The organism is Proteus sp. ZN5 (assembly GCF_011046025.1).
In the GTDB taxonomy this organism is placed as follows: Bacteria; Pseudomonadota; Gammaproteobacteria; order Enterobacterales; family Enterobacteriaceae; genus Proteus.
In genome coordinates, this window is the sequence record NZ_CP047639.1 from 3,790,828 (window position 1) to 3,812,590 (window position 21,763).

Annotated in this window: 18 protein-coding genes and 1 pseudogene; 4 read left to right on the forward strand and 15 right to left on the reverse strand. The window is 35.9% G+C overall.

Annotated elements, in window-relative coordinates; all coding sequences use genetic code 11:
- Positions 1 to 155: 155 nt before the first annotated feature.
- Positions 156 to 1,430: a colicin-like pore-forming protein gene (locus tag GTK47_RS17540; RefSeq protein ID WP_241256044.1), complete on the forward strand. Its 1,275-nt coding sequence runs from the start codon at positions 156 to 158 to the stop codon at positions 1,428 to 1,430.
- A gap of 17 nt (positions 1,431 to 1,447) precedes the next feature.
- Here GTK47_RS17540 and GTK47_RS17545 read toward each other — a convergent pair whose 3' ends face one another.
- From GTK47_RS17545 to dgt, 4 genes are all read right to left on the reverse strand, one after another.
- Positions 1,448 to 1,792, reverse strand: coding sequence for a colicin E1 family microcin immunity protein (locus GTK47_RS17545; protein ID WP_109393322.1), 345 nt, complete (start codon positions 1,790 to 1,792; stop codon positions 1,448 to 1,450).
- A 149-nt stretch (positions 1,793 to 1,941) separates the two neighbouring features.
- Positions 1,942 to 4,179: a GTP diphosphokinase gene (gene relA / locus GTK47_RS17550; RefSeq protein WP_165125612.1), complete on the reverse strand. Its 2,238-nt coding sequence runs from the start codon at positions 4,177 to 4,179 to the stop codon at positions 1,942 to 1,944.
- A 71-nt stretch (positions 4,180 to 4,250) separates the two neighbouring features.
- Positions 4,251 to 5,576, reverse strand: a complete 1,326-nt coding sequence (rlmD, locus tag GTK47_RS17555; protein ID WP_165125615.1) for a 23S rRNA (uracil(1939)-C(5))-methyltransferase RlmD — start codon at positions 5,574 to 5,576, stop codon at positions 4,251 to 4,253.
- Between the two features lie 389 nt (positions 5,577 to 5,965).
- Positions 5,966 to 7,474, reverse strand: a complete 1,509-nt coding sequence (gene dgt / locus GTK47_RS17560; RefSeq protein ID WP_165125619.1) for a dGTPase — start codon at positions 7,472 to 7,474, stop codon at positions 5,966 to 5,968.
- A 127-nt stretch (positions 7,475 to 7,601) separates the two neighbouring features.
- Here dgt and mtnN point away from each other — a divergent pair, with 127 nt between their 5' ends.
- Together mtnN and btuF are read left to right on the forward strand one after the other, a co-directional pair.
- Positions 7,602 to 8,297, forward strand: coding sequence for a 5'-methylthioadenosine/S-adenosylhomocysteine nucleosidase (mtnN, locus tag GTK47_RS17565; RefSeq protein WP_165125622.1), 696 nt, complete (start codon positions 7,602 to 7,604; stop codon positions 8,295 to 8,297).
- A 104-nt stretch (positions 8,298 to 8,401) separates the two neighbouring features.
- A complete protein-coding gene (btuF, locus tag GTK47_RS17570) occupies positions 8,402 to 9,229 on the forward strand; it encodes a vitamin B12 ABC transporter substrate-binding protein BtuF (RefSeq protein WP_165125625.1) in 828 nt (275 codons plus the stop codon).
- A 12-nt stretch (positions 9,230 to 9,241) separates the two neighbouring features.
- On the opposite strand, the gene GTK47_RS17575 is transcribed toward btuF, so the two are convergent.
- The 11 genes and pseudogenes from GTK47_RS17575 to erpA all read right to left on the reverse strand — a co-directional run bounded on the left by GTK47_RS17575 (position 9,242) and on the right by erpA (position 20,127).
- Positions 9,242 to 9,511, reverse strand: a complete 270-nt coding sequence (locus tag GTK47_RS17575; RefSeq protein WP_165126737.1) for a PAAR domain-containing protein — start codon at positions 9,509 to 9,511, stop codon at positions 9,242 to 9,244.
- 208 nt (positions 9,512 to 9,719) lie between these two features.
- Positions 9,720 to 10,124, reverse strand: coding sequence for a hypothetical protein (locus GTK47_RS17580; protein ID WP_165125628.1), 405 nt, complete (start codon positions 10,122 to 10,124; stop codon positions 9,720 to 9,722).
- 268 nt (positions 10,125 to 10,392) lie between these two features.
- On the reverse strand, positions 10,393 to 11,322 hold the full coding sequence (locus GTK47_RS17585; protein WP_165125631.1) for a hypothetical protein: 930 nt from the start codon (positions 11,320 to 11,322) through the stop codon (positions 10,393 to 10,395).
- Positions 11,323 to 11,367: 45 nt separating this feature from the next.
- Positions 11,368 to 12,291: a hypothetical protein gene (locus GTK47_RS17590; protein ID WP_165125634.1), complete on the reverse strand. Its 924-nt coding sequence runs from the start codon at positions 12,289 to 12,291 to the stop codon at positions 11,368 to 11,370.
- Positions 12,292 to 12,314: 23 nt separating this feature from the next.
- Entirely contained in the window at positions 12,315 to 12,584 is a 270-nt protein-coding gene (locus GTK47_RS17595) for a PAAR domain-containing protein (RefSeq protein ID WP_165125637.1), read from the reverse strand.
- A gap of 28 nt (positions 12,585 to 12,612) precedes the next feature.
- Positions 12,613 to 13,398 carry a hypothetical protein gene (locus GTK47_RS17600; protein ID WP_165125640.1) on the reverse strand — a complete coding sequence of 262 codons (786 nt, stop codon included), beginning with the start codon at positions 13,396 to 13,398 and terminating at the stop codon, positions 12,613 to 12,615.
- Positions 13,379 to 15,298, reverse strand: coding sequence for a lipase family protein (locus GTK47_RS17605; RefSeq protein WP_165125643.1), 1,920 nt, complete (start codon positions 15,296 to 15,298; stop codon positions 13,379 to 13,381). Before GTK47_RS17605 ends, GTK47_RS17600 begins: the two co-directional genes overlap by 20 nt.
- On the reverse strand, positions 15,299 to 16,096 hold the full coding sequence (locus tag GTK47_RS17610; RefSeq protein ID WP_165125646.1) for a DUF4123 domain-containing protein: 798 nt from the start codon (positions 16,094 to 16,096) through the stop codon (positions 15,299 to 15,301).
- Positions 16,096 to 18,138: pseudogene (tssI, locus tag GTK47_RS17615) on the reverse strand (type VI secretion system tip protein TssI/VgrG). Before tssI ends, GTK47_RS17610 begins: the two are co-directional and overlap by 1 nt.
- 183 nt (positions 18,139 to 18,321) lie before the next feature.
- Positions 18,322 to 18,840, reverse strand: a complete 519-nt coding sequence (locus GTK47_RS17620; RefSeq protein WP_023583738.1) for an Hcp family type VI secretion system effector — start codon at positions 18,838 to 18,840, stop codon at positions 18,322 to 18,324.
- A gap of 942 nt (positions 18,841 to 19,782) precedes the next feature.
- Positions 19,783 to 20,127, reverse strand: coding sequence for an iron-sulfur cluster insertion protein ErpA (gene erpA, locus GTK47_RS17625; protein WP_088493601.1), 345 nt, complete (start codon positions 20,125 to 20,127; stop codon positions 19,783 to 19,785).
- A gap of 275 nt (positions 20,128 to 20,402) precedes the next feature.
- Between erpA and hemL the strand changes: the two genes are divergently transcribed.
- The gene (gene hemL, locus GTK47_RS17630) at positions 20,403 to 21,689 is read left to right on the forward strand and encodes a glutamate-1-semialdehyde 2,1-aminomutase (protein WP_165125649.1); all 1,287 of its coding nucleotides are present in this window, start codon (positions 20,403 to 20,405) and stop codon (positions 21,687 to 21,689) included.
- Positions 21,690 to 21,763 lie beyond the last annotated feature (74 nt).

Genomic DNA, 21,763 nt, shown 5'->3' on the forward strand with positions numbered 1-21,763 from the left:
TCATTTCAAGCTCAAGATCTTAAAAATAACTTTTTTGAAAGAATAATGACATTTTAAATTGAACTATGAATTTGTTATTTACAAATATACTCCTCGCTATAAATCCACTCTTAAACACCATATAAATACGTCATTTTTATCAAAGGATTAATAAAATGAGTGAAAATGTAATTCAATTTAGTTCATTAACTGTAACGCCACATAGTGCTTATATTCCAGAGTATGCTTTTAATAATAATTTTTCATTTAATCAAGCTACAAATATTATTTGCAATGCTTTTATGCAGAATAAAAACCAAGAATGCCCAGTTTGTGGAAAGAAAAATTGCCCAGCATTTAAAAATGAATGTAAATCTTACTTAAAACAAAAAACCGAATTAGCATTAAAAAAAGCATTAAGAATGCGACCTTATGGCCGTGCTTTAATGCACAGATCAAACGAGTTTAATGAAAGCTCTCCATTACTATTATTGAATATGAAAGAAAACAATATTCCATTAAATAATGAAAATATAGGTCATATATTCGAAGCAGATCTGAATCTAAGTAGAATGTTTTACCAAAAAATGAACTATATAAATGGTTTTCTCTTTGATATTCATTTTAGTCCTCATCCAGACCCTATGTTACAAAATATAGGTGAAAAATTTGGGGAATATTCCCGCTGGCTACCCTCAGTACGATTAGCCTTACATGCCTTATATGCAGATAAAGGCGCAGACAATATAAATAATTTTCCTGAGATGCAAAAATATATTAGAGAACAAGATTTTAAATCCGCATGCCAAGATTTCCATAATAATATGACGTTTACACATCGCAATTTCCAAATTGCTGATATTCTAGCTCAACAAGCAAATAAAAAAGAACAAACAAACGATGAATTTAAGCTGTTGCATGATTCAATAAAGTTTACTGCTGATTTTTATAAAGAAGTGTTTAATGCTTATGGTGATAAAGCAAGGAAATTAGCGGAATCTTTAGCACAACAAACCAGAGGAAAAACCATCCGTAACGTTGATGATGCGCTAAAAGCTTACGAAAAATACAAAGCGGATATCAATAGAAAAATTAATGCCAAAGATCGTAAAGCTATTGCAACCGCATTGGAATCGATCAAACTCGATGATATAACTCAAAAATTAAAAAAATTTAGTAAAGGTATGGCCTACACGAGTTACGCTATTAACTTTGCAGATTGGGCTACTGAATTACATAAAGCAATACAGACCGATAATTGGCGTCCTTTTTTTGTCAAAACAGAAACGATTATCGTAGGAATGGCGGGTACAGCAATTACTGGGTTTACATTTAGTGTACTCCTAGGAGGGCCTATAGGCATATTAGGCTATGGATTAATCATGGCTGGTGTTGGTGCATTAATAAATGATGATTTAGTTGAAAAAGCCAACCAATTTTTAGGAATTTAATTCTATTAAATAAGTGGTTACTTATTTAATAAGTGGCCTCTTATCAATACAACTATAATATGAATAATTGTAATTGGGATCGTCAATAAAAAAATGACGCCATGATATATCGCTAACCCTCCCATTTTCCCTGGTGTATCCATAAACAATCCCTTATTCCAAAACTCTCTTGTAGTGAATCTTAGAAAGAAAATCTCAATTATCCATTTAGATACAGGGAAGAATATAGTTCCATAAATATTAATAATTAAATAAATAGTTTTATATCTAAATTCATCATTCCAAGAAAGATATAAAAAACAAAAACCAATAAACCACCCCCAACACATATTTTTAATATAATATTGTTTAGTTATCTTCATATTTATCTACTAGATCCCTTTTATTTAAAACCATATTTATTTTAAATAAACCATAACAATTTAATTACTAACTAAATATACAGTTTTTCTGATTTTTAGATAAAAAAATGCCGAGAACAGTTGTCTCGGCATCTTATCATTTTAATGTTTTAGTGAGAAAAGCGTTTCGCCTCTATCACATCAGGCAACTGATTAAGTTTTGCCAAAATACGACCTAATACTTGGAGATTATAAATCTCAATATTCATGTCGATTGTCGCAATTTGTTGCTTCACATCACTACGGCTACTGACGCCTAGTACATTCACTTTTTCATTCGCTAAAATAGTGGTGATATCACGTAATAATCCACTACGATCATTGGCAACAACGCGAACGACTAATGAATAACCACTAGAGTAATTCTCTCCCCATACTGCATCAACGATACGTTCTGGTGCGTGAGAGAGTAACTCCGCAAGCTGTTCACAATCAGCGCGATGAATCGAAATACCTCGGCCTTTAGTAATAAAACCAACAATATTGTCACCCGGAATAGGCTGGCAACAACGTGCAATATGGTGCATTAAGTTACCCACGCCTTCGACAACAATGCTTCCACCTGATCCTGTGGCCCTTGGTGCTGGCGTTTTGTTTTCGAGTGTCCGCAGAGCTTCTTTATCTTCATCTTCCGCAGTGGCTTTATTCAATCTACTTTGAATAAAATTCACCAACTGGTTGATTCGAATATCACCAACACCAATACCTGCTAATACTTCATCAACACTATGCACGTTATAACGTGCAATCAGCAGTTTTTCTGCTTCTTTCATGTTGATATCCATATGCGCCAATTCGTTATCTAAAATCTGACGTCCAGCAAGAATATTTTTATCGCGATCTTGCTTACGGAACCAGTTATGAATTTTCGCACGCCCACGACTTGTAGTGACATAGCCTAAGTTAGGATTTAACCAATCACGACTTGGATTAGGGTGTTTTTGCGTGATAACTTCAATTTGATCACCCATCTGTAATTGATAGCTAAACGGCACAATGCGCCCGCCAATTTTCGCCCCAATACAGCGGTGCCCCACGTCACTATGAATATGATAAGCAAAATCAAGCGGTGTTGAGCCTGCTGGTAAATCAACTACATCACCTTTTGGTGTAAAAACGTAAACCCTATCATCAAAGACTTGACTACGGACTTCATCCAGCATTTCGCCAGAATCTGCCATCTCCTCTTGCCATGCAATCAGTTTACGTAACCATGCAATACGGTTTTCATAACTGCCTGTACCGCCTTTAGTCGCAGCGCCCGTTGCACCTTCTTTATATTTCCAGTGCGCAGCCACACCCAATTCTGCATCTTCATGCATTTGGCGAGTACGAATTTGGATCTCAACCGTTTTACCTTCAGGCCCTAACACAACAGTATGAATAGATTGATAGCCATTAGGTTTTGGATTTGCGACATAATCATCGAATTCATCAGGTAGATGACGGAAATGAGTATGCACAATCCCTAATGCCGCATAGCAGTCTTGAAGCCGTTCAACGACGATACGTACCGCTCTCACATCAAATAACTCATCAAATGCGAGATTCTTTTTCTTCATTTTGCGCCAAATACTATAGATGTGTTTGGGACGTCCATAGATATCTACATCGACATTCTCTTCTTTCATATAACCACGTACTGTACTGACAAAATTATCAATATACTGTTCGCGATCAATACGGCGCTCATGAAGCAAACTTGCTATTTTTTTGTATTCATCAGGATGAAGATAGCGGAAACAAAAATCTTCTAATTCCCATTTTAATTGACCAATACCCAATCGGTTGGCTAATGGTGCATAAATATTAAAACACTCTTTAGCAGCCAGTACGCGCTCATCTTCTGTGGCATCTTTCACTTCACGTAAATGGGCAATACGTTCTGAAAGTTTAATGACCACACAACGGAAATCTTCCACCATAGATAACAGCATACGGCGCACGTTATCTACCTGAACCGAACTTGTTTCATTAGTGTGTGTCGCTTTTAATTGGCGTATGGCATCCATCTCCATAACACCACGCACTAAGCTCCAAATAGCATCACCAAAGTGTTCAGTAATAATTTCCTGATCAATAAGATTTTCTTCAGCAAGTGGGAAAAGAAGCGCTGCCCTCATGCTGTCTTTATCCATGCTTAGTGTCGAAAGAAGCTCAACCATTTCAACACCACGCCACAATAACAGTTCGGCATCTTCACGCCCTTGAACAGTACGATGGCAGTATTCCCAGGTTTGCATGATTTCACTACCCGCATTGACATGGGTTAAGTTCAAGCTATTGACCCATTTATCAACAGCAAACTCTCCTGCAGGTGTTAAGTGAGCACTTCTTACTGCAACCATATTCTCTCCCTACACGGTATAAATCTTATTTGCGACTTATTTACTGGCTAACTGTTTATTTTCAAATAAATTTACTTTCGACTAAACAGTGCCATTGATTCCAGATGACCCGTTTGTGGAAACATATCCAACATTTTTAAACTGGTTAGCTGATATCCAGAATCTAATAATATCTTACTATCTCTAGCTAACGTGGTCGGATTACAGGAGACATACACGATTTTTTCTGCGGATAACTTCACAATATGTGACATTACCTCCAAAGCGCCTGCTCTTGCTGGATCTAACAACACTTTGTTAAACCCTTCTTTCGACCATGACATCGCAGAAAAATCAGCCGATAAATCTGCATGCCAAAAGTGCGCATTACCTAGTTGGTTTAGTTCTGCATTCTTTTTCGCCATTTCAACCAGTGCAGGTACACCTTCGATACCCACCACTTCACTAACACGTTTTGCGATAGGTAAAGTGAAGTTTCCCATACCACAAAACAGATCTAACACGCGATCTTCTGGCGATAAATCAAGCCATTCAATAGCTTGAGCAACCATATTAGGATTTATTTCATCGTTTACTTGAATAAAATCAGTAGGTGCAAAACGTAAATTTAGACCTTCTATTTGATAGAAGGGTTCCTTCTCAATTGAAGTTAATCGTGCTATCTCGCTATTATCGCCTGCAAGATACATCGTAACTTGATGAGTTTGAGAGAAATCACGCAAACTCTGTTTATCACTCTCTGGCAATGGTGATAAATGACGTAAAATAACCAATGGTCCATTATCAGCGAGCACCATTTCAACATGCCCTAAATCACGTACCGATGCTAATTGTTTAAGGCACTCCCAAAGAGGAGACAATAAATCATTTAACTGAGGTTTTAATACTGGGCATTTTTTTATCATAACCAAATCATTAGAACGCTCTTGGCGAAAGCCCATCACCAACCCTTTCTCAGGTTGATAACGCAATCCCAATCTTGCTCTACGACGATAACCATATTCAGCGCCAGCAATAACAGGCTCTGCTGAAATCACTACACCCGTTTCACGTTTAATAAGATGTGATAACACACCCGCTTTTGTTGTACGTTGTAACGCAATAGGCACATGTTGCTGCTGACAACCACCACAACGCTCATAATATTCACAATGAGGCGTTATACGCTGTTCACTGGTAGTTAAACGCTTAATAACCTCGCCTTTAGCAAACTGGCGCTTTTCTTCTGTTAAACGAATACGAGCAGTTTCTTGTGGGAGTAATCCTTTTACAAAAATCGTTTTGCCCTCAGCATGAGCAATACCTTGACCATTTGCATCCAATGCACTGGCGGTCACTTCCAGAGTTGTCGCCTGTTTTTTCACAGAGCGTTTTTTAGGGGAATAAAACTGCACCATAGTATTAAATTAAGTATCAATGACGGATTAACAGTGAAATGACATCGTTTTAGAATACGCTGTATGTTTTTCAGCGTTACATGAATGACTATGCATTTCAGAAGAAAACATGGGGAGAGTATAACATCGAACAAGTTATTTACTTAACTGATATAAGCAATATTTTTGTTAAATTGAGAAAACTTTTAATGATAACAACCTAAGACACTCGTTTTATGGATTTTATATTGTTCTATAACTAACAAATATTATATATAACTTTTATATTGAATATATTTACAATTAATAACATCTATTTTCTGTTATTTTAATAAATCTTTATTATCTCTAAGAAAAGTCTAAAAATTATCACCAATCAATTAGATAGCATTTTTCTTAATGATTACAAATTAATCACAAACCATTAATTTTCTATATTCTTCATAAGCATAATGATCAGTCATTCCACTGATATAATCTTGAATTAATCTGGTACGATAATAAAACTCTAAAATTTTTCCTCTTTCAGTATTTATATCATTTAGCTTTTCTAACATTTCGTTATAAGCCAGTTTATGTTTAACAGAAAGCTTATGATATAAACGCGTCTCAATGACATATTTAGGATGTTCGTTATATTTATGCAATCTTAAAAAATCTTCAGTTGATAATAAAAGCAAGGGCTTATAGATATCGAGTAATCCACTGATCACGCGATATCCTTTCATTTCAAGCTCTTCAACTTCAGGATGGCTAAACACCCATTTTTTAGCGACACTTTTTAAGGTTGTTAATAAACGATGCTCAGCACTATTCCCTTCCAATAATGCATGGTTAAAACGCCCATCATAAACTTGGGGGAGATTTTTTATAAAGCGATGTGCCGTATAAGGGACTAATTTTCCTGTAATATAAACTCGTAAATACATAAAAAACTGATCTTGCATACTACGCTTGGCTTCATTTTGATCGACTTTTTTATAAGCGCGATTCACAGTAATATCGAATAGATCACCTTCAGTCACATCACCATTTTCACGCCATGCATCTCGTAAAAGCTGAACAAGACGGTTGATATCAAAAATCCCCTTTTCTACCGCATCATCTAAATCCGCAATGCAATACGAGATATCGTCGGCAGCTTCCATAATATATGTGAGAGGAAAGCGACAAAATTCCCCCATGTCTAATTTTTCTTGTACTTCTTTTACGAATGCTAATTCAGACCAGTAATATCCCGGTTTCTTCATTAAATAGCTATATTCTTTGGGGACTTCACCTTGCCAATAAGCAGGACGGGTATATTTTAATACACAGCCAATTTGAGCATAGGTTAAATTCAATTTAAGAAGATGATGCGCCATTCGAATAGCTTGAGCATTACCTTCAAATTGACATAAATCTTGGCGTAAAGTTTGTCGCAATTCATTTAATTGCACTTTAGCTGAATACTGCATAGGGATAAATGGACAACTATCGAATTCAGCTGTCGCCTCTGGTGATAATACTTTTTGAAACCAATGCTTAATCGCGGCCTCACCAAAATGACCAAAAGGTGGATTACCAATATCGTGCATTAAGCACGCCATCTCAATTAAACTTTCAAGGCTATCGATGCGATCAATTAAGCCATACACTTCAAGCTTATTTTGTTTCTTTAATTCGCCGATAATTTGTTTAGCGATATAACGACCAATTTGCTGAACTTCAAGAGAATGAGTAAGACGGCTACGTACTGCGGAATTTTGCTCTAAAGGAAAGACTTGTGTTTTCTGTTGTAAACGCCGAATAGCGGCTGAGTTAATAATACGTCCACGATCACTTTCAAATTGACGAGAAACCTGTATTTCATCGTTAATATCGATATCACTGCTGTTATATTTGCGTTGATAATTTAACTTCAGCTTAAAATCGATCATTTCTGTCCTCTTTCTGGTTTCGATGAAACGAATTCTCTATTCTTTGTGTTATATCGTGTTTTTCCGATAGATGTTAAACTCTATTTAAATTTCTATTTATTATTAACCTACAAGTGAGTATGACACAATGAGAGTTGGCGTAATAGGTGCAATGGAGCAAGAAGTCACACTTCTGCGTGAGAAAATTGAAGATTGCCAAATCTTATCTCGTGGCGGTTGTGAAATCTATACAGGTACAATCAACGGTGTTGATGTTGCATTATTAAAATCAGGTATTGGTAAAGTTGCAGCAGCGATTGGTACAACCTTATTGCTTGAGCATTTTCGCCCTGATGTCGTCATCAATACTGGCTCAGCGGGTGGTTTAGATTCGAGATTAAATGTCGGTGATATCGTTGTTTCAACAGAAGTTCGCTATCACGATGCAGATGTGACTGCGTTTGGTTATGAACCTGGTCAAATGGCGCAATGCCCACCTGCTTTTATTGCAGATCCTAAACTTGTTAGCATCGCAGAAGAGTGTATTGAATCGCTAAAATTAAATGCTGTTCGTGGTTTAATTTGTAGTGGTGATGCCTTTATTAATGGTGCAGAGACTTTAGCGCGTATTCGTCGTACATTCCCAGATGTTGCTGCCGTAGAAATGGAATCCACCGCGATTGGTCATGTTTGCCATCAATTCAATACACCATTCGTTGTGGTTCGCGCTATTTCTGATGTGGCTGATAAAGAATCGCATTTAAGCTTTGATGAGTTTTTATCTGTTGCCGCAGAACAATCAAGTTTAATGGTGACCGCGATGTTGGATAAATTAAAAGACTAATTAAGTCGAGATAATCCTAATATCGTTTTATCAATACCCCACCTTTATTTTTTGCTTATTCTAAGATAAAAAATAGGTGGGTATTTTTTATTATTGGAAAAGTAATGCGTTTATTTATCAATCTTGGGTTATTACTCTGTGCATTATTCTGGCTAAACTTTGCCATTGCTATCACGCCTGCTGATCGTGTTATTACGCTATCACCATCAGCTACTGAAATGGCTTACGCCGCAGGGATGGGGGATAATCTTGTCGGAGTTAGTGCTTACTCCGATTATCCAGAGGATGCCAAAAGTATTGAACAAGTTGCCAATTGGCAGGGTATTAATATCGAACGCATTCTATTATTAAAACCTGATCTAGTGATCGCATGGCAAGGCGGTAATCCACAACGCCTATTAGATCAGTTAAAAGCTTTGGGTATTCCTATCATTTATTCTGATCCACAAAGTATTGAGGAAATCGCAGACGATCTTGTTACGCTTTCCAGCTATAGCCATCATCCTGATATTGCGATAAAAAGTGCCCAACAATTACGCCAACAATATCAAGCGTTACAGCAACAATATACATCAACTATATCGAATCAACCCAACAAAAAAGTGTTTATTCAATTTGGGATGCAACCGTTATTTACTACATCAAATAGCTCATTACAAAGCCATATCACTGAGCTTTGTGGCGGTGAAAATATCTTTGCAAATAGCCCTGTGGCATGGCCTCAAGTAAGTCGTGAGCAAGTACTTACAAAGCAACCTGATTTAATTATATTCAGTGGTAAAGCAGATCAAATACCTACAGTACAAGCATTTTGGCAACCTCAGCTCACAGTACCCGTTATTGCTATTGATGAAGACAGTTTTAGTCGACCTGCACCACGTATTATTAATGCAGCACAGCAAGTTTGTGAGGCAATAGCAACGAACCATTAGCAAAATAATTAATTACTCAATAGCCACTAATATACAACCCGTTAAACAGCCGCATTGCACTTTATGCCCTTCTAATGCGACGGGAATATTGCTTATTTTCATCATGGTATCTCCCTCAATAATTTTGCCTTTTTGCTGACAAGCAGGGCAATAAACTTCATCGCCTAAACAGGCAATTTCATGTGTTTGTTTTGCTAATAAAGAACCGCTTAATACGGTTCCTTTAGTATTGGTAGTATCATTTTTTAAAATGATTTTTCGTCCTTGAATTGAGCTACATATTTTTTCTATTTTTAATTTTAAAAATTATTCTTTAATTAAGGAAAGTAATTTTTATAGTTTAGTTTTCCATCATATTCATTTGTTGTTTTCATAAAAACTTTCAAATCTACTATCTAAATTATCAAGAAAAACATTATGATTAGATTTCACTAATAAAAAAAATCATTAATACAAAAAAATCAGATGCTAATATAGCATTTTAACAAAGTTAAACATAAATATCTTCAAGAGGAATTTCTATATAAAAATCTTTTTCTAATGCTTGATAACTTTCTTCTCCATACATAGACTTCCACACAAAAATATAAAAATCACGTACATTTATATTATCTGGTAATTTAACAAACGTTGGCGACTTATCATAGGCACCTGCTAGTTTTTCATCTGAATAGTAAGTAATAGCATATTTCAAACTTTCCTTTATTCTTAATTTTACTTTATATGAAAATAAATTAAGATCAGGAATAAGTACATTTTCAACAATAGAATAAATACTTTCTTTATTATTTAAATTTAAATTTAAATTTAAATAATATTTATCAGTATTACAATCATCTCCTAACGGAGACCAAAAAACACGAATATAATAATAACCTATTTTTATTTTTTTCATTCTTTTTCCACTCCAAAAATACTATATAATTCTCCAGTTCGTTTATCAAAAGCGGCTCTAACTACAGAAGTCTAAAAATATTCACCATCTTTATTATACCCATCCGCGACTACTCTCCCCATATTAAAATCAAACTTACCGTTTTTTTATTTCAGAATCATATAACTCCCATATAAAATTCCTAAATAATATTATCTTTAATCACCTGTTTGCTTTTTGCTGTCAGTATCATTTTATAACAAAATCCTTAGTTTAATTTTAATCAAGATTAAAATAATGTATGAATGACTTTTAGCTCTGGGTTTATTTTAATTAAATCATCTGTAATGTGATGATAAATTTCCGGCATAGTCTCTAACCAACCCACCATATCAGGCCGATGATCGATAGCCATGGGTGTTTTTAATAATGGATGTTCGATTATGGGGGTACTTAAGCCATGACGAGCACGAAAATTTTTCACGGCTTGATATTCAAAAGGCCAAGCAATGAGTATTTCCATATCAATTTCATAACCTGTTGCACTTTGTTCATTTTCATTATTTCGAAATAATGCTGACCACTGAATATGCTTATCGCATAATTCCATCAGCCATGGGATTAGAATTTCATCATTTTCACAATAGAGCGCCTCTTGGCAAAAGCGTTGATAAAAAGGATCAATCGGAATACCCGCACTTTCCCAATCAATAGTTTCCTTTTTTTCACTGGCTAACATTTCAATCGCTAATACGCCTAATTTTTGAGGGCGCGTATACATGGGGAGCGAGTTTGCCATTTTACCTGATTGAATATTTTCTATTATTTTATCGTAACAAAGTTGGCTGGACTTAAAATAATTACAAGCAAAATTCATTAATAAGATTTCACCTTGTTCTGCAAGATCAAAAAAATTCTTATCTCTTTCAAATTGATCAAAATAATCTGATACAAAGCATAGATTTTTATGATATAGAAAACGTTCTAGAGAATAAGAAATCTCATTTTTCCTTCTATAAGTTTGAATGATGTAAATAAGGGCAATACCCGATAAATTAAAGTTAATAATAGATATATAATCAATATACCTATCTTTATTATTTGAATCTAATTCACTAATAATTTCATAAAAGTCTTCATTAATAAGGTTGTTAATATCAATCACATCACGAATAGTTCTATTGACTATTTTTTCAACATATTTTATAGCTCTATTCATTTTAAATCCTTCTATATATTTATCATTTTTCTTTAGTCAATTGTGCTATGCATTTTTTACTTTTTTATCGATCTCGGCTAAAATACGACTTATTTGTTGCTCAAAATCAGCTGGGAGTGGGTTTTTATTAAACCAAACAAGCGGTTTTCTTCGACTATAATTAGTCTGGCTAATTGCATCTCGACCTTCTTTCATGAACGTATTAATAAAAGTCACAAAATGCTTATTTTCAGCCGTTCTACTCACTAAAAGACCGGTTGAGTATGAAATATTGGGTTTAAAATAACCTTCTATTAATTTTCCTGTTTTTTTATCAAGACAATAAAGTTTTAAGAACATTAATGTACCTGCATAACCAAATTCAGCATCACAATAACGTGTCACTAATAACTGTCTGGAATTCCAGACATAAAGAATTTGCCGTTTTCTATCTACTTTTAATACCACCCAAGGCATATAAAAAATAATTAGCCCCATTAATATCATTCCAATTAATGGCATAGAAAATAACGCAATCTCTTGATAAATAGCATTTTTTGTTCCTTGATAAAAATCACCAGAATAATATGCTTTTAGGTAATCCCAATAAGCAACCTCTCGATTAAAATAAGGATAATATTTATCATAAACTTTTTTCCGTTTTTCACTGAGATTTAAATATTCTTTGTTGTAATTCTTTTCAAAAATAGCAACTGTTTGTTGAAAATCTTCTCTTCCATAGTAAATACTTTCAATTTTATTATATATCAGATAAAAAAAACTAAAAAAAAGCACAATAAAAATAGGAATAGCTATATTCTTGATAAGATTTCTATTAGGTGAATCAATTTCACATTTATCTTCTGTTAATTTATTTAGAAATTCAAAGTCTTTTAACTTAACATTTGAATTATAATTATCATTATCTGCCTTAAAAAAATTCATTTCTATTTTATGAGGATGATTTGTACCACTAAATAAACTTGCCATTATCTTTCCATAAAAATGATTAATTACTCAATAGCTACTAATACACAACCCTTTAAACAACCGCATTGCACTTTATGTCCTTCTAACGCGACAGGGATATTGTTTATTTTCATCATAGTATCCCCTTCTATTATTTTGCCTTTTTGCTGACAAGCAGGGCAATAGACTTCATCACCTAAACAGGCAATTTCATGTATTTGCTTTGCTAATAAAGAACCGCTTAATACGGTTCCTTTAGTATTGGTGGTATCATTTTTTAAAATGATTTTTCGTCCTTGGATTGTGCTACGCATTTTAACCTATATTTTAAAATAGAAATAATTACTTAATTAATGAGAGTAATTTTTGGTAATTAGGATTAGATTCATTAGTTATTTCTTGTGTACCATCAGAGTAGTAAAATGTTCGTTGGATACCTTTTGTTTTACGTTCTGCAGGATATTCCGAGTAAACGACCGCATCGGTATGTATAATTGGATTCCAAGTAATCTCTTTAGCATCACGTGATTTATAGAAAAGATAGAGTTCCTTCCCATATAACCATAAAGTTTTCCCTTTATTATCTTTATATAAATGATTAACCCAAGGAAAATAATGTTCAGATATATTAAAATCACCATTCTTACTAATAACACTTCCAATTGTTCTTTGTGCTTTATTATTATCAAAAATAATAATTATTCCAGAGCCTATACTCTCAGATATATTTTCATCAAAGTGGTTATTGATTTTTAAATCTAAACCTAGTGTGACATTACTTAATTTCCAATCACATTTTCCGCCACCATTAATAGGTAATTCAATACTATAAAGAGAATCCACATTTTCTTTTTTTAAAGTATCTGTATAATAATTAGCTCCTAAAGTAGGGTATTTTTCTCTACTACCATTTATCTTAGTTGACAAACAAAGATTTGAACGATACATAATTTCAATTGGTGAAAGCTCAGCGACATCGGGTACATCGACGGTAATTTTTACTGTTCTACCATTTTCAGGAGGGGAGAATGTCCTGTCTATTTGGGGCGTTAATATATTACAGCTAGTTAAAAATAGTACTGCAACGCCAAAGATAAAAATAGGATATTTATTGATTAAATATTTCATGTGTTTGTTCCTTAAACTGCATTAGCATATCCATTTCTTTAGGATTTGATTGCATTGGAATAAGAGAATTATTCATACTTTGTTGTAAATCTAAAAAATATAAATTACGCTGCCTATCTATTTCTAAAGCTCGCTTTTTATAAGAATTAGGATTGATAATATCAACCTTTTTATCTAAAGCAATTTTAAATAATTCTCGTGATTGTAAACGTTGTGGTGTTTTAGCACTATCTACTAATTCTAAAAGTTGATCATGCAAGAAAGGTAAATAACCTCTTCCCATATAATGATCTGTTACACTGGTTCCACCATTACTTTCTGGATTTTTTTGTTCAGGGAAAAGATTATTTTTATCATTTTCATTTAAGTTACTCATAAATTCTTGTTGTAGATTCATTGAGTCATTCAGTGCCAATTTATCTATCTCAGGAACAATATAAAGCTTGGTACTATTATTTTTAGAATAACTGAATCGCCATGTATTTGTAGCAGTAGGTACCTTTTCTTCATAATTTTCAATTAAGTTATATGCTTCATAAAAAAGAATAGGATTACCATGATGTAAATAATATTCTCCATATTGAGTGATAGCTTTCTGTCCCAATAAATCAATAATTGATGTAATACCACCTATGATATTGCCCAAATATCCATAGATATTAAATAACCAATTATCTAGACTTGCCTCTGGTGGTACCCTAGGCACAATATCGTTATTATTTATATGGCGATAATGGGTAAACTTAGGTAACTGCTCAAGCGCAGAAATCGTAAATAATCTAGGAGCGCCATAAGTATAAAGTAATGGTATATTTTTATGTAATTCAGTGGCATGCGCTAAAGCTAAGGCTCCCCCCAAACTATGCCCACATATAAATAGCTTTTTATTAATATCTGCTGATAACTTATTGATCTCTCCAAATTCTCGAGGAAAGAAATTTTTTCCTAATTGATAAGCACCTAAAAAACCTTTATGCATTTTGCCATTTAGATTAAACTCTGGGGCATGGGTTTTAATATCTTTCGCTCGATAGGAAAAATCATCAACCCAATCAGTTCCCTCCTGAGATCCCCTCCACGAAACAATAAATTGATCTTTATTTTGAACATAAAACAGTTGGGTACTTCCTTCGGCTTTAGAACCATGCTTTATTTTATCTTCAGTATCTAAAAAAACCACTTTGTCATAACGTTCTTCAAAAGGCACATCGATAACAATAGCGGGGTATTGAGCATTAATTTCTTTCTCCCTGGCGACAGGATAACGACTTAAATCCAAGCATTGTCGTTCAAAAAAACAACTTATTGAGTTAGCATTACCAATATTATTATCTTTATAGGAAAGTTGGCTTAAAATTCCTAAATTATAAGCATTAATCATAGAATATTGTTCAGTATGATGAAGAATCAAAGACCAAGCCCTAAATGGGCAAATTTCAATTACTGTTGTGGTATTAAACTTAGAAATCGGGATCCCTTGAAAAGCTTCATCTTTAGGAAAATGATAAAAAGGATATTCATCCTGATACCCTTTATTATCAATATCAATTTGATCTCTGCATAAAGCACCAATTGTTGTATAGCGGTAAGTATATTTTTTTGCCTCTGCTTCCGCTTTAATAATGGAATTATTTTCTCCTCTAAGTAGCCTTAATTTTCGTGTGCTCATTTCCTTTATTAAAGCTTGAGTATCTAACTTTAAGATAATAGGGAAACCAGCCAATCCCTCTTCCCTAATGATCCCATTCGCTTTTACTATTCCTTTTCTTGGTTTTTTCATCGGACCAAAAGCCTGATATAATTCATATTCGATATTCAATATGGGGTTATTAAGCTCATCCACAAGATGAATTTCAATCCATTTTTCCCCACAGGCAATACAATCCGTTTTATCCGTCATTTATAGTTCTTCCTTGTTAATTAATTTTATATTTAATAAATGATTTAATAAATTTTTATCAGTCAAATAAGCGATATCTGTATTTTTTAACTTCTCATTAGAAACCCATTTGTAGATAATGTCCCTTATATTATTCTCTCTCGAAAAAAGTGAATAAGCGAGATCACCATTTTCCTCCCAAAAATCAAGAATAAGGTTCTCAACAACTAAATTAGTTGCATATAGTGAATTACGCCAAGCCTCTAGTAAATAGAAAGGAAGTATGTATTTTAATGGGAAATCGTGTTTTTTGCTTTTTAATATATCGTTAGGACATTCAAAAAATAAGCTCTCTTTATTAACTGGAATAAAGATATCATTAATGGGATACATTAATGATAGCCAATCTTCTTTTTTTAGGTTAGGTAAGAATATTTCAGCAATACGAGGATCAAAGATCCTTAAATGCACCAACTCATTATCTACAGTAACCATTTGATAAAATTGCCAATGGTGAATCTGTTCTTTCCAGTTTAAGTGGCTGTGATATGCCCATCCCCAGTATTTATCTTCTAATGGGCATTCATCTAACTCTTTTGCTAAATGATAAAGGGATATTGATTTAATTTTAATTAACCAAGGACTTATTTCCGTTAAATGATCAAGTCCAGTACCTCGATATAAAGGAATAGCTTCATCTACCCAATTATGACTATAAAACCGTTTAATAGAATCAGATGTAGGTGATGTATTAATAAAGAAATATATATCTCCCTTTGAAATATTACTCACCCACTGTGTCCATGTTAAGGATGTCATTATTCTTCTTCCTTTGGTGGTTTTATGAATAAACTACCTGCTTCGTTCGCAGTTAAAGCACAATACTTCTTAATTGCATAAGGGGGTTGTTCAAAAGGTATAACGCCATCTGGAAGATGAATAATTGGAGATTGTCCCGTACCTGGGCCACTAGAGCCGATATCTAAATTACCAGAAGTAAAAATTGCATTTGGTGTAAGACGAATAAAACTACTTCCTACTTTTAGGGTAATTTCTGTTCCGGCTTCAAGAATAATTTTTCCACCACTTTTAAAACTGGTTTCCATACCACTTTCGACAATTAATTCATCATCAATTTTGCTATGTTTTGCGCCTTTAATTTGTAATGAAACATCACCTTCAATTAAGGATTTTTGTGTTCCTTTCATAATAAGGTGATCGTCACCGGCAATTTCAGTAAAACGTTGGTTATCGATACGGTGCTTGAAATTATGCTGTGTATGCCAATGACTATCATGTTGCACATGAATATTTAAATCCCTCTGCGCATGTAAATACACTTCTTCACGTCCGCCGGCATCCTCAAATCGCAGTTCATTAAACCCTGTGCCTTTATGCGTCTTGGTGCGAAATGTGGTTCGGGTTTGTTCTTTGGGTAAATCAAGTGGGGGAGCATTACGACCGTTATAGGTGCAACCGGTGATAATTGGTCTATCAATATCGCCATTTAAATAAGACACAATCACCTCTTGCCCAATGCGAGGGATCGCCATAAATCCGAAACCATCACCATTCCAACCCTGTGCCACTCGCAACCAACACGAACCACTATGATCAGGCTTTCCGCGTCTATCCCAATGAAAATAAACTTTTACTGCGCCTTGTTCATTGGTGTAAATCTCCTCACCATCAGGACCAACGACTGTCGCCAATTCATCACCATCCGCCAGCGGTTTATAATGAAAAGGCGGTCGCCATTCCTGCGTACCGGGAATAAAAGTGACATTATTTGACAGTTGAGTTCCCTCACCACCGCCATTATCTGCAGAGGGCTGTACACCATGATGTGAAACGCTGATCACCTGCCAACGTGAATTCATACGCGCACTTGGGTGATGGGTTAAGGTAAACACTTTGCCCGGCATTAACGCAAAACAGTTAGTGCTTGCTGAGCCTGTTTGACGATGATTTTGAGATTACTCATAGCGCAATTGATTTAACGGCTGCGCTTCTGCCTCTTCTTGAAAACGGCCATAGCTTTCAAAAACAGGATGTTGCTGATGAACGTCACCCGTTGTGTTTTGCGATAACGGGTAAGAAGGTCGTATTGGGTTATAATCTTTGTCAATACGCACATCACTGCATAAACGTTCGGTATAGCGCCATGTGGTAGCGGTGGTATCCGTAATATCCGTTTCCGCTTGGGGGTTATACGTCAGCGTGATCCCCGCGGTCATTCCTAAATGATTGTCGCTATAAAACAGTTTTGGCCCTTCTTCAAACCAAAAGTTGATCCCTTCCTCAAACGCTAAACGACACCAAAATGCATAAGCCGATTCACGCTTTTGCGTGATATAGCGACGAGTTTGATGCAGTTCGGGTTGATAGAGCTGTTTGTCATATTTGATATGGGTTTCATCTAGCAATTGCTGAAGAATTTGAGGCACCGTTTTATGTTGGAATATACGGCTGTCTTGATTAAGCGTCATCACCCACATTTCAGGGCGAATAACAAATTGATACCACGTTTTAACGCCGTCCGTGTTGCCTTGTTCAGCACTCGCCAGTAAGCCTTGAACCGTGCGGATTGTTTTACCGTCACGGCGGACAGTTAATGATGAAGCCACACCTAATTGATTGGCGAAATCAATATCACTTTGCTCGCTTACTGCTTGTATCGAAAGTGTGAAAAGCGCTGATAACTCTTCATTTAAATCAAACTGTGTGACTTGAAAAGTGCTTTCAGGTAAATCGCCAATTTGGCAAGTAAACACTAACCCCGTATGAAGTAACCCCTTTCCTAGGGTTTCAAGTAATTCGCTGTATTTTTTAATGCGGGCTTGTTGTTCAGAGAATGTCATCCCTATTTTGAAAGAGGGTGATGATGTCGGATCATCTAATACCAAACGGGGTTTAGGGGTATTGTTAGCGTCATTCGTTGACATAAAAGCTCCCATTTAACTGTGACAAACACGCAATAAAAAAGACAAAAAATGCAGAGAACAATGGGCCCATGACAGAGCCCATAAATAAAGTGTGAAGGGTTAACCTTCGAGTGGTGCACGCCAGTCGTCAGAGCCTGATGTCCCTGCAACGGTGTGTTCCCAATCAATTTTGCGATAAGAAAGAGACACTTCGATCAGTTGAGTGAAGTCAGACTTAGCCGGATCTTGGCAGTGTGGCATTTGGCAATCGATATTCACGATGGTGGCATCGGTTAATGTGGTGGTGAAGAAATGCTCTTGCTTCCCTTCAACCGAAGTGCGATACCATTTTAAAGTGATTTTTGGCAACATTTCGCCAGAGGCTAAGGCGTTGTACAGCAGAGGAACTGCTTTGTTTAACGCCACCGTAAAACGGAAAGGTTTATGCGCACGTTGACCTGAAGGCTGACCGGATTGTGGATCAGTGGGCACAGTCACTACATGAGAGAATGCTTGCACCAGCATTTCATCTTCGTGGCCTTGAACATAAATATTTCCTACTGATTCAGCCGTAAATGCACCCGCAGTAATATTGCCTTGGGTTTTTCCTTCAATGGAGATATAGCATGGAGTTGGCATGGCAAGTCCTTAATTAACTATCAGTTATTGTTTCTCAACGAAACTATTATTGTTGATATCCTTTTCAAAAAATCAGCCAGTGCGCACTGCGATTTGATTAGAGTAGCTTAAGTAATTTTAAGGGGAAGTAAAGGGAGTGACGGAAAAGAAGGACGTTGTATCCTCGTAGGATAAGTGACTTAGCGTAAAATAATTGTTCACACGTTATTTACTGCTTTCGTTTCTTAAAATAAGTGTATTTACTTATGTCATTCTCTTTCGTAAATGTCCGAAATCCCGCTAAAGCCAGTCAGTTCTAATGTACATAGATTTTTAATATGTAACAAAATGTGTATTTTGTTTCAAATTGTAACAACGTTGATTTATAAAGAAAAAATAACTCTATTTTCAAAATAATAAGCAAACTACGATTTTTATTCTCAAAGGACAAAAAATGCGCACCTAAAATTTAGTGTATCGCAGAGGATCTATTTAAATAGAGGCAAAAATATCACTCACAGAGTGATTTTATGAAATAAGCTCAGAAAGAATAAATAACGAAAAGAAGAGAAGAAAAAAAGAAAAGAGTAACCAATAAACTTTCACAGACAAAAGTCGTGAGCGAGCAAGCAGTGCAACAAGGCAGACAGCGCACAGTAAGCGGAGCATACATTAGTATGTGAGCATTACGAGCACTGCTCTAACGCCGTGGCACTACTGCACAGCCACGACGCCAAAGAATATGAACAGCACAAAGCATTACGAGTATTGCTATAACACCACAGCACTACTGCACAGCCACGACGCCAAAGAATATGAACAGCACAAAGCATTACGAGTATTGCTATAACACCACAGCACTACTGCACAGCCACGACGCCAAAGAATATGAACAGCACAAAGCATTACGAGTATTGCTATAACACCACAGCACTACTGCACAGCCACGACGCCAAAGAAGGATCAAATACTGAAAGAGGAACCGCAACCACACGTACTTGTAGCATTAGGATTCGTCACAATAAAACGCGAACCCTCCAATCCCTCAGTATAATCCACACAGCCACCCACTAAATACTGCAAACTCATCGGATCAACCACTAAGGCAACGCCTTGTTTTTCTATGGTCATATCACCTTCATTCATTGCATCATCAAAGGTAAAACCATACTGGAATCCGCTACAACCGCCGCCCGTGATATAAACACGTAAACGCAGATTTGGATTTTCTTCATCCGCAATCAAATCTTTTACTTTATTTGCAGCCGCATCAGTAAATTGTAACGGCAGAGCCATATCATCACTCATTGTTCACTCCAGACTGGGTATTCCAGCAAAAAAACAGCCAGCAAAAATTTATATTTCTTGCTGATATAATGTGATGATTATCTAATACCTGCTCATAACCTTCAAGTTTGTTGTGGACAAAATACACTTTTTGCTACCTATCACTTTTTACGATAAACCACGTACCCTCAATAACAGTGATAAATCAAAATGTTGTTGCCGTATATTTGGCTTCATCTGCGTGGTGATTTAGAATACGCCTTAATCTTACGCTCACCCATCATTAGGAGTCTGACATGAGCAAGTCTGAAACGCTTTATAATCTCGCACAACAAGTGATCCCCGGCGGTGTCAACTCACCTGTTAGAGCATTTAACGGTGTAGGTGGAACCCCTCTTTTTATTGAACGTGCTAATGGTGCGTATATTTATGATGTTGATGGACGAGCTTACCTTGACTATGTCGGCTCATGGGGACCGATGGTTTTAGGTCACAACCACCCTTCCATTCGTCATGCTGTTACTGACGCGGTACAAAAAGGTCTAAGCTTTGGCGCACCAACGGCTGCTGAAGTTGAAATGGCAAACCTAGTCACTGAACTGGTACCTTCTATGGACATGGTTCGCATGGTGAACTCAGGTACAGAAGCGACAATGAGCGCTATTCGCCTTGCTCGTGGTTACACGGGTCGTGACAAAATCATTAAATTTGAAGGTTGCTACCACGGTCATGCAGATTGCCTATTAGTTAAAGCAGGCTCTGGCGCGCTAACGATGGGACAACCAAATTCACCGGGTGTACCCGCTGATTTTGTAAAACACACCTTAACCTGTACTTACAACGATTTAAATTCTGTACGCCAAGCATTTGAAAACTACCCTGAAGAAGTCGCCTGTATCATTGTTGAGCCTGTTGCGGGCAATATGAACTGCGTACCACCAAAAGCAGACTTCTTACCGGGCTTACGCGCATTATGTGATGAGTTTGGTGCATTGCTGATTATTGATGAAGTTATGACAGGTTTTCGCGTGGCATTAGGTGGCGCACAAGCTTATTACGATGTTGATCCTGATTTAACATGCTTAGGTAAAATCATTGGTGGCGGTATGCCAGTAGGTGCATTTGGTGGACATATGGAAGTAATGTCTAAACTCGCACCAATTGGTCCTGTTTATCAAGCTGGTACTTTATCAGGCAACCCAATTGCAATGGCGGCAGGTCTTGCGTGTTTACACGAAGTATCACAACCCGGTGTTCATCAAACATTAAATGAACTAACAACAATGCTGGCTGATGGTTTACTTGAAAAAGCACAACAAGCGGGTATTCCAATGGTTATTAACCATGTTGGCGGGATGTTTGGTCTGTTCTTTACGGATGCAAAAGAAGTCACTTGCTATCAAGATGTGATGAACTGCGATGTTGAACGCTTTAAACAATTCTTCCATTTAATGCTAGAAAAACGTGTCTACCTTGCACCTTCTGCATTTGAAGCAGGCTTTATGTCTATTGCTCACACTAAAGAAGATATTCAACGCACTATTGATGCAGCGGAATATGCTTTGGCTCAGATGAAGGGCTAATATTTGATTCGTTTTTTAATAAAAATAAGATGCGAATAAACAAAAAACGGCACTTATGTGCCGTTTTTATTTTA

Coding starts and splice junctions, on each gene's coding strand:
- GTK47_RS17540 (WP_241256044.1), top strand. CDS start 156: ATGAGTGAAAATGTAATTCAATTTAGTTCATTAACTGTAACGCCACAT.
- GTK47_RS17545 (WP_109393322.1), bottom strand. CDS start 1,792: ATGAAGATAACTAAACAATATTATATTAAAAATATGTGTTGGGGGTGG.
- relA (WP_165125612.1), bottom strand. CDS start 4,179: ATGGTTGCAGTAAGAAGTGCTCACTTAACACCTGCAGGAGAGTTTGCT.
- rlmD (WP_165125615.1), bottom strand. CDS start 5,576: ATGGTGCAGTTTTATTCCCCTAAAAAACGCTCTGTGAAAAAACAGGCG.
- dgt (WP_165125619.1), bottom strand. CDS start 7,474: ATGATCGATTTTAAGCTGAAGTTAAATTATCAACGCAAATATAACAGC.
- mtnN (WP_165125622.1), top strand. CDS start 7,602: ATGAGAGTTGGCGTAATAGGTGCAATGGAGCAAGAAGTCACACTTCTG.
- btuF (WP_165125625.1), top strand. CDS start 8,402: ATGCGTTTATTTATCAATCTTGGGTTATTACTCTGTGCATTATTCTGG.
- GTK47_RS17580 (WP_165125628.1), bottom strand. CDS start 10,124: ATGAAAAAAATAAAAATAGGTTATTATTATATTCGTGTTTTTTGGTCT.
- GTK47_RS17585 (WP_165125631.1), bottom strand. CDS start 11,322: ATGAATAGAGCTATAAAATATGTTGAAAAAATAGTCAATAGAACTATT.
- GTK47_RS17590 (WP_165125634.1), bottom strand. CDS start 12,291: ATGGCAAGTTTATTTAGTGGTACAAATCATCCTCATAAAATAGAAATG.
- GTK47_RS17595 (WP_165125637.1), bottom strand. CDS start 12,584: ATGCGTAGCACAATCCAAGGACGAAAAATCATTTTAAAAAATGATACC.
- GTK47_RS17600 (WP_165125640.1), bottom strand. CDS start 13,398: ATGAAATATTTAATCAATAAATATCCTATTTTTATCTTTGGCGTTGCA.
- GTK47_RS17605 (WP_165125643.1), bottom strand. CDS start 15,298: ATGACGGATAAAACGGATTGTATTGCCTGTGGGGAAAAATGGATTGAA.
- GTK47_RS17610 (WP_165125646.1), bottom strand. CDS start 16,096: ATGACATCCTTAACATGGACACAGTGGGTGAGTAATATTTCAAAGGGA.
- GTK47_RS17620 (WP_023583738.1), bottom strand. CDS start 18,840: ATGCCAACTCCATGCTATATCTCCATTGAAGGAAAAACCCAAGGCAAT.
- erpA (WP_088493601.1), bottom strand. CDS start 20,127: ATGAGTGATGATATGGCTCTGCCGTTACAATTTACTGATGCGGCTGCA.
- hemL (WP_165125649.1), top strand. CDS start 20,403: ATGAGCAAGTCTGAAACGCTTTATAATCTCGCACAACAAGTGATCCCC.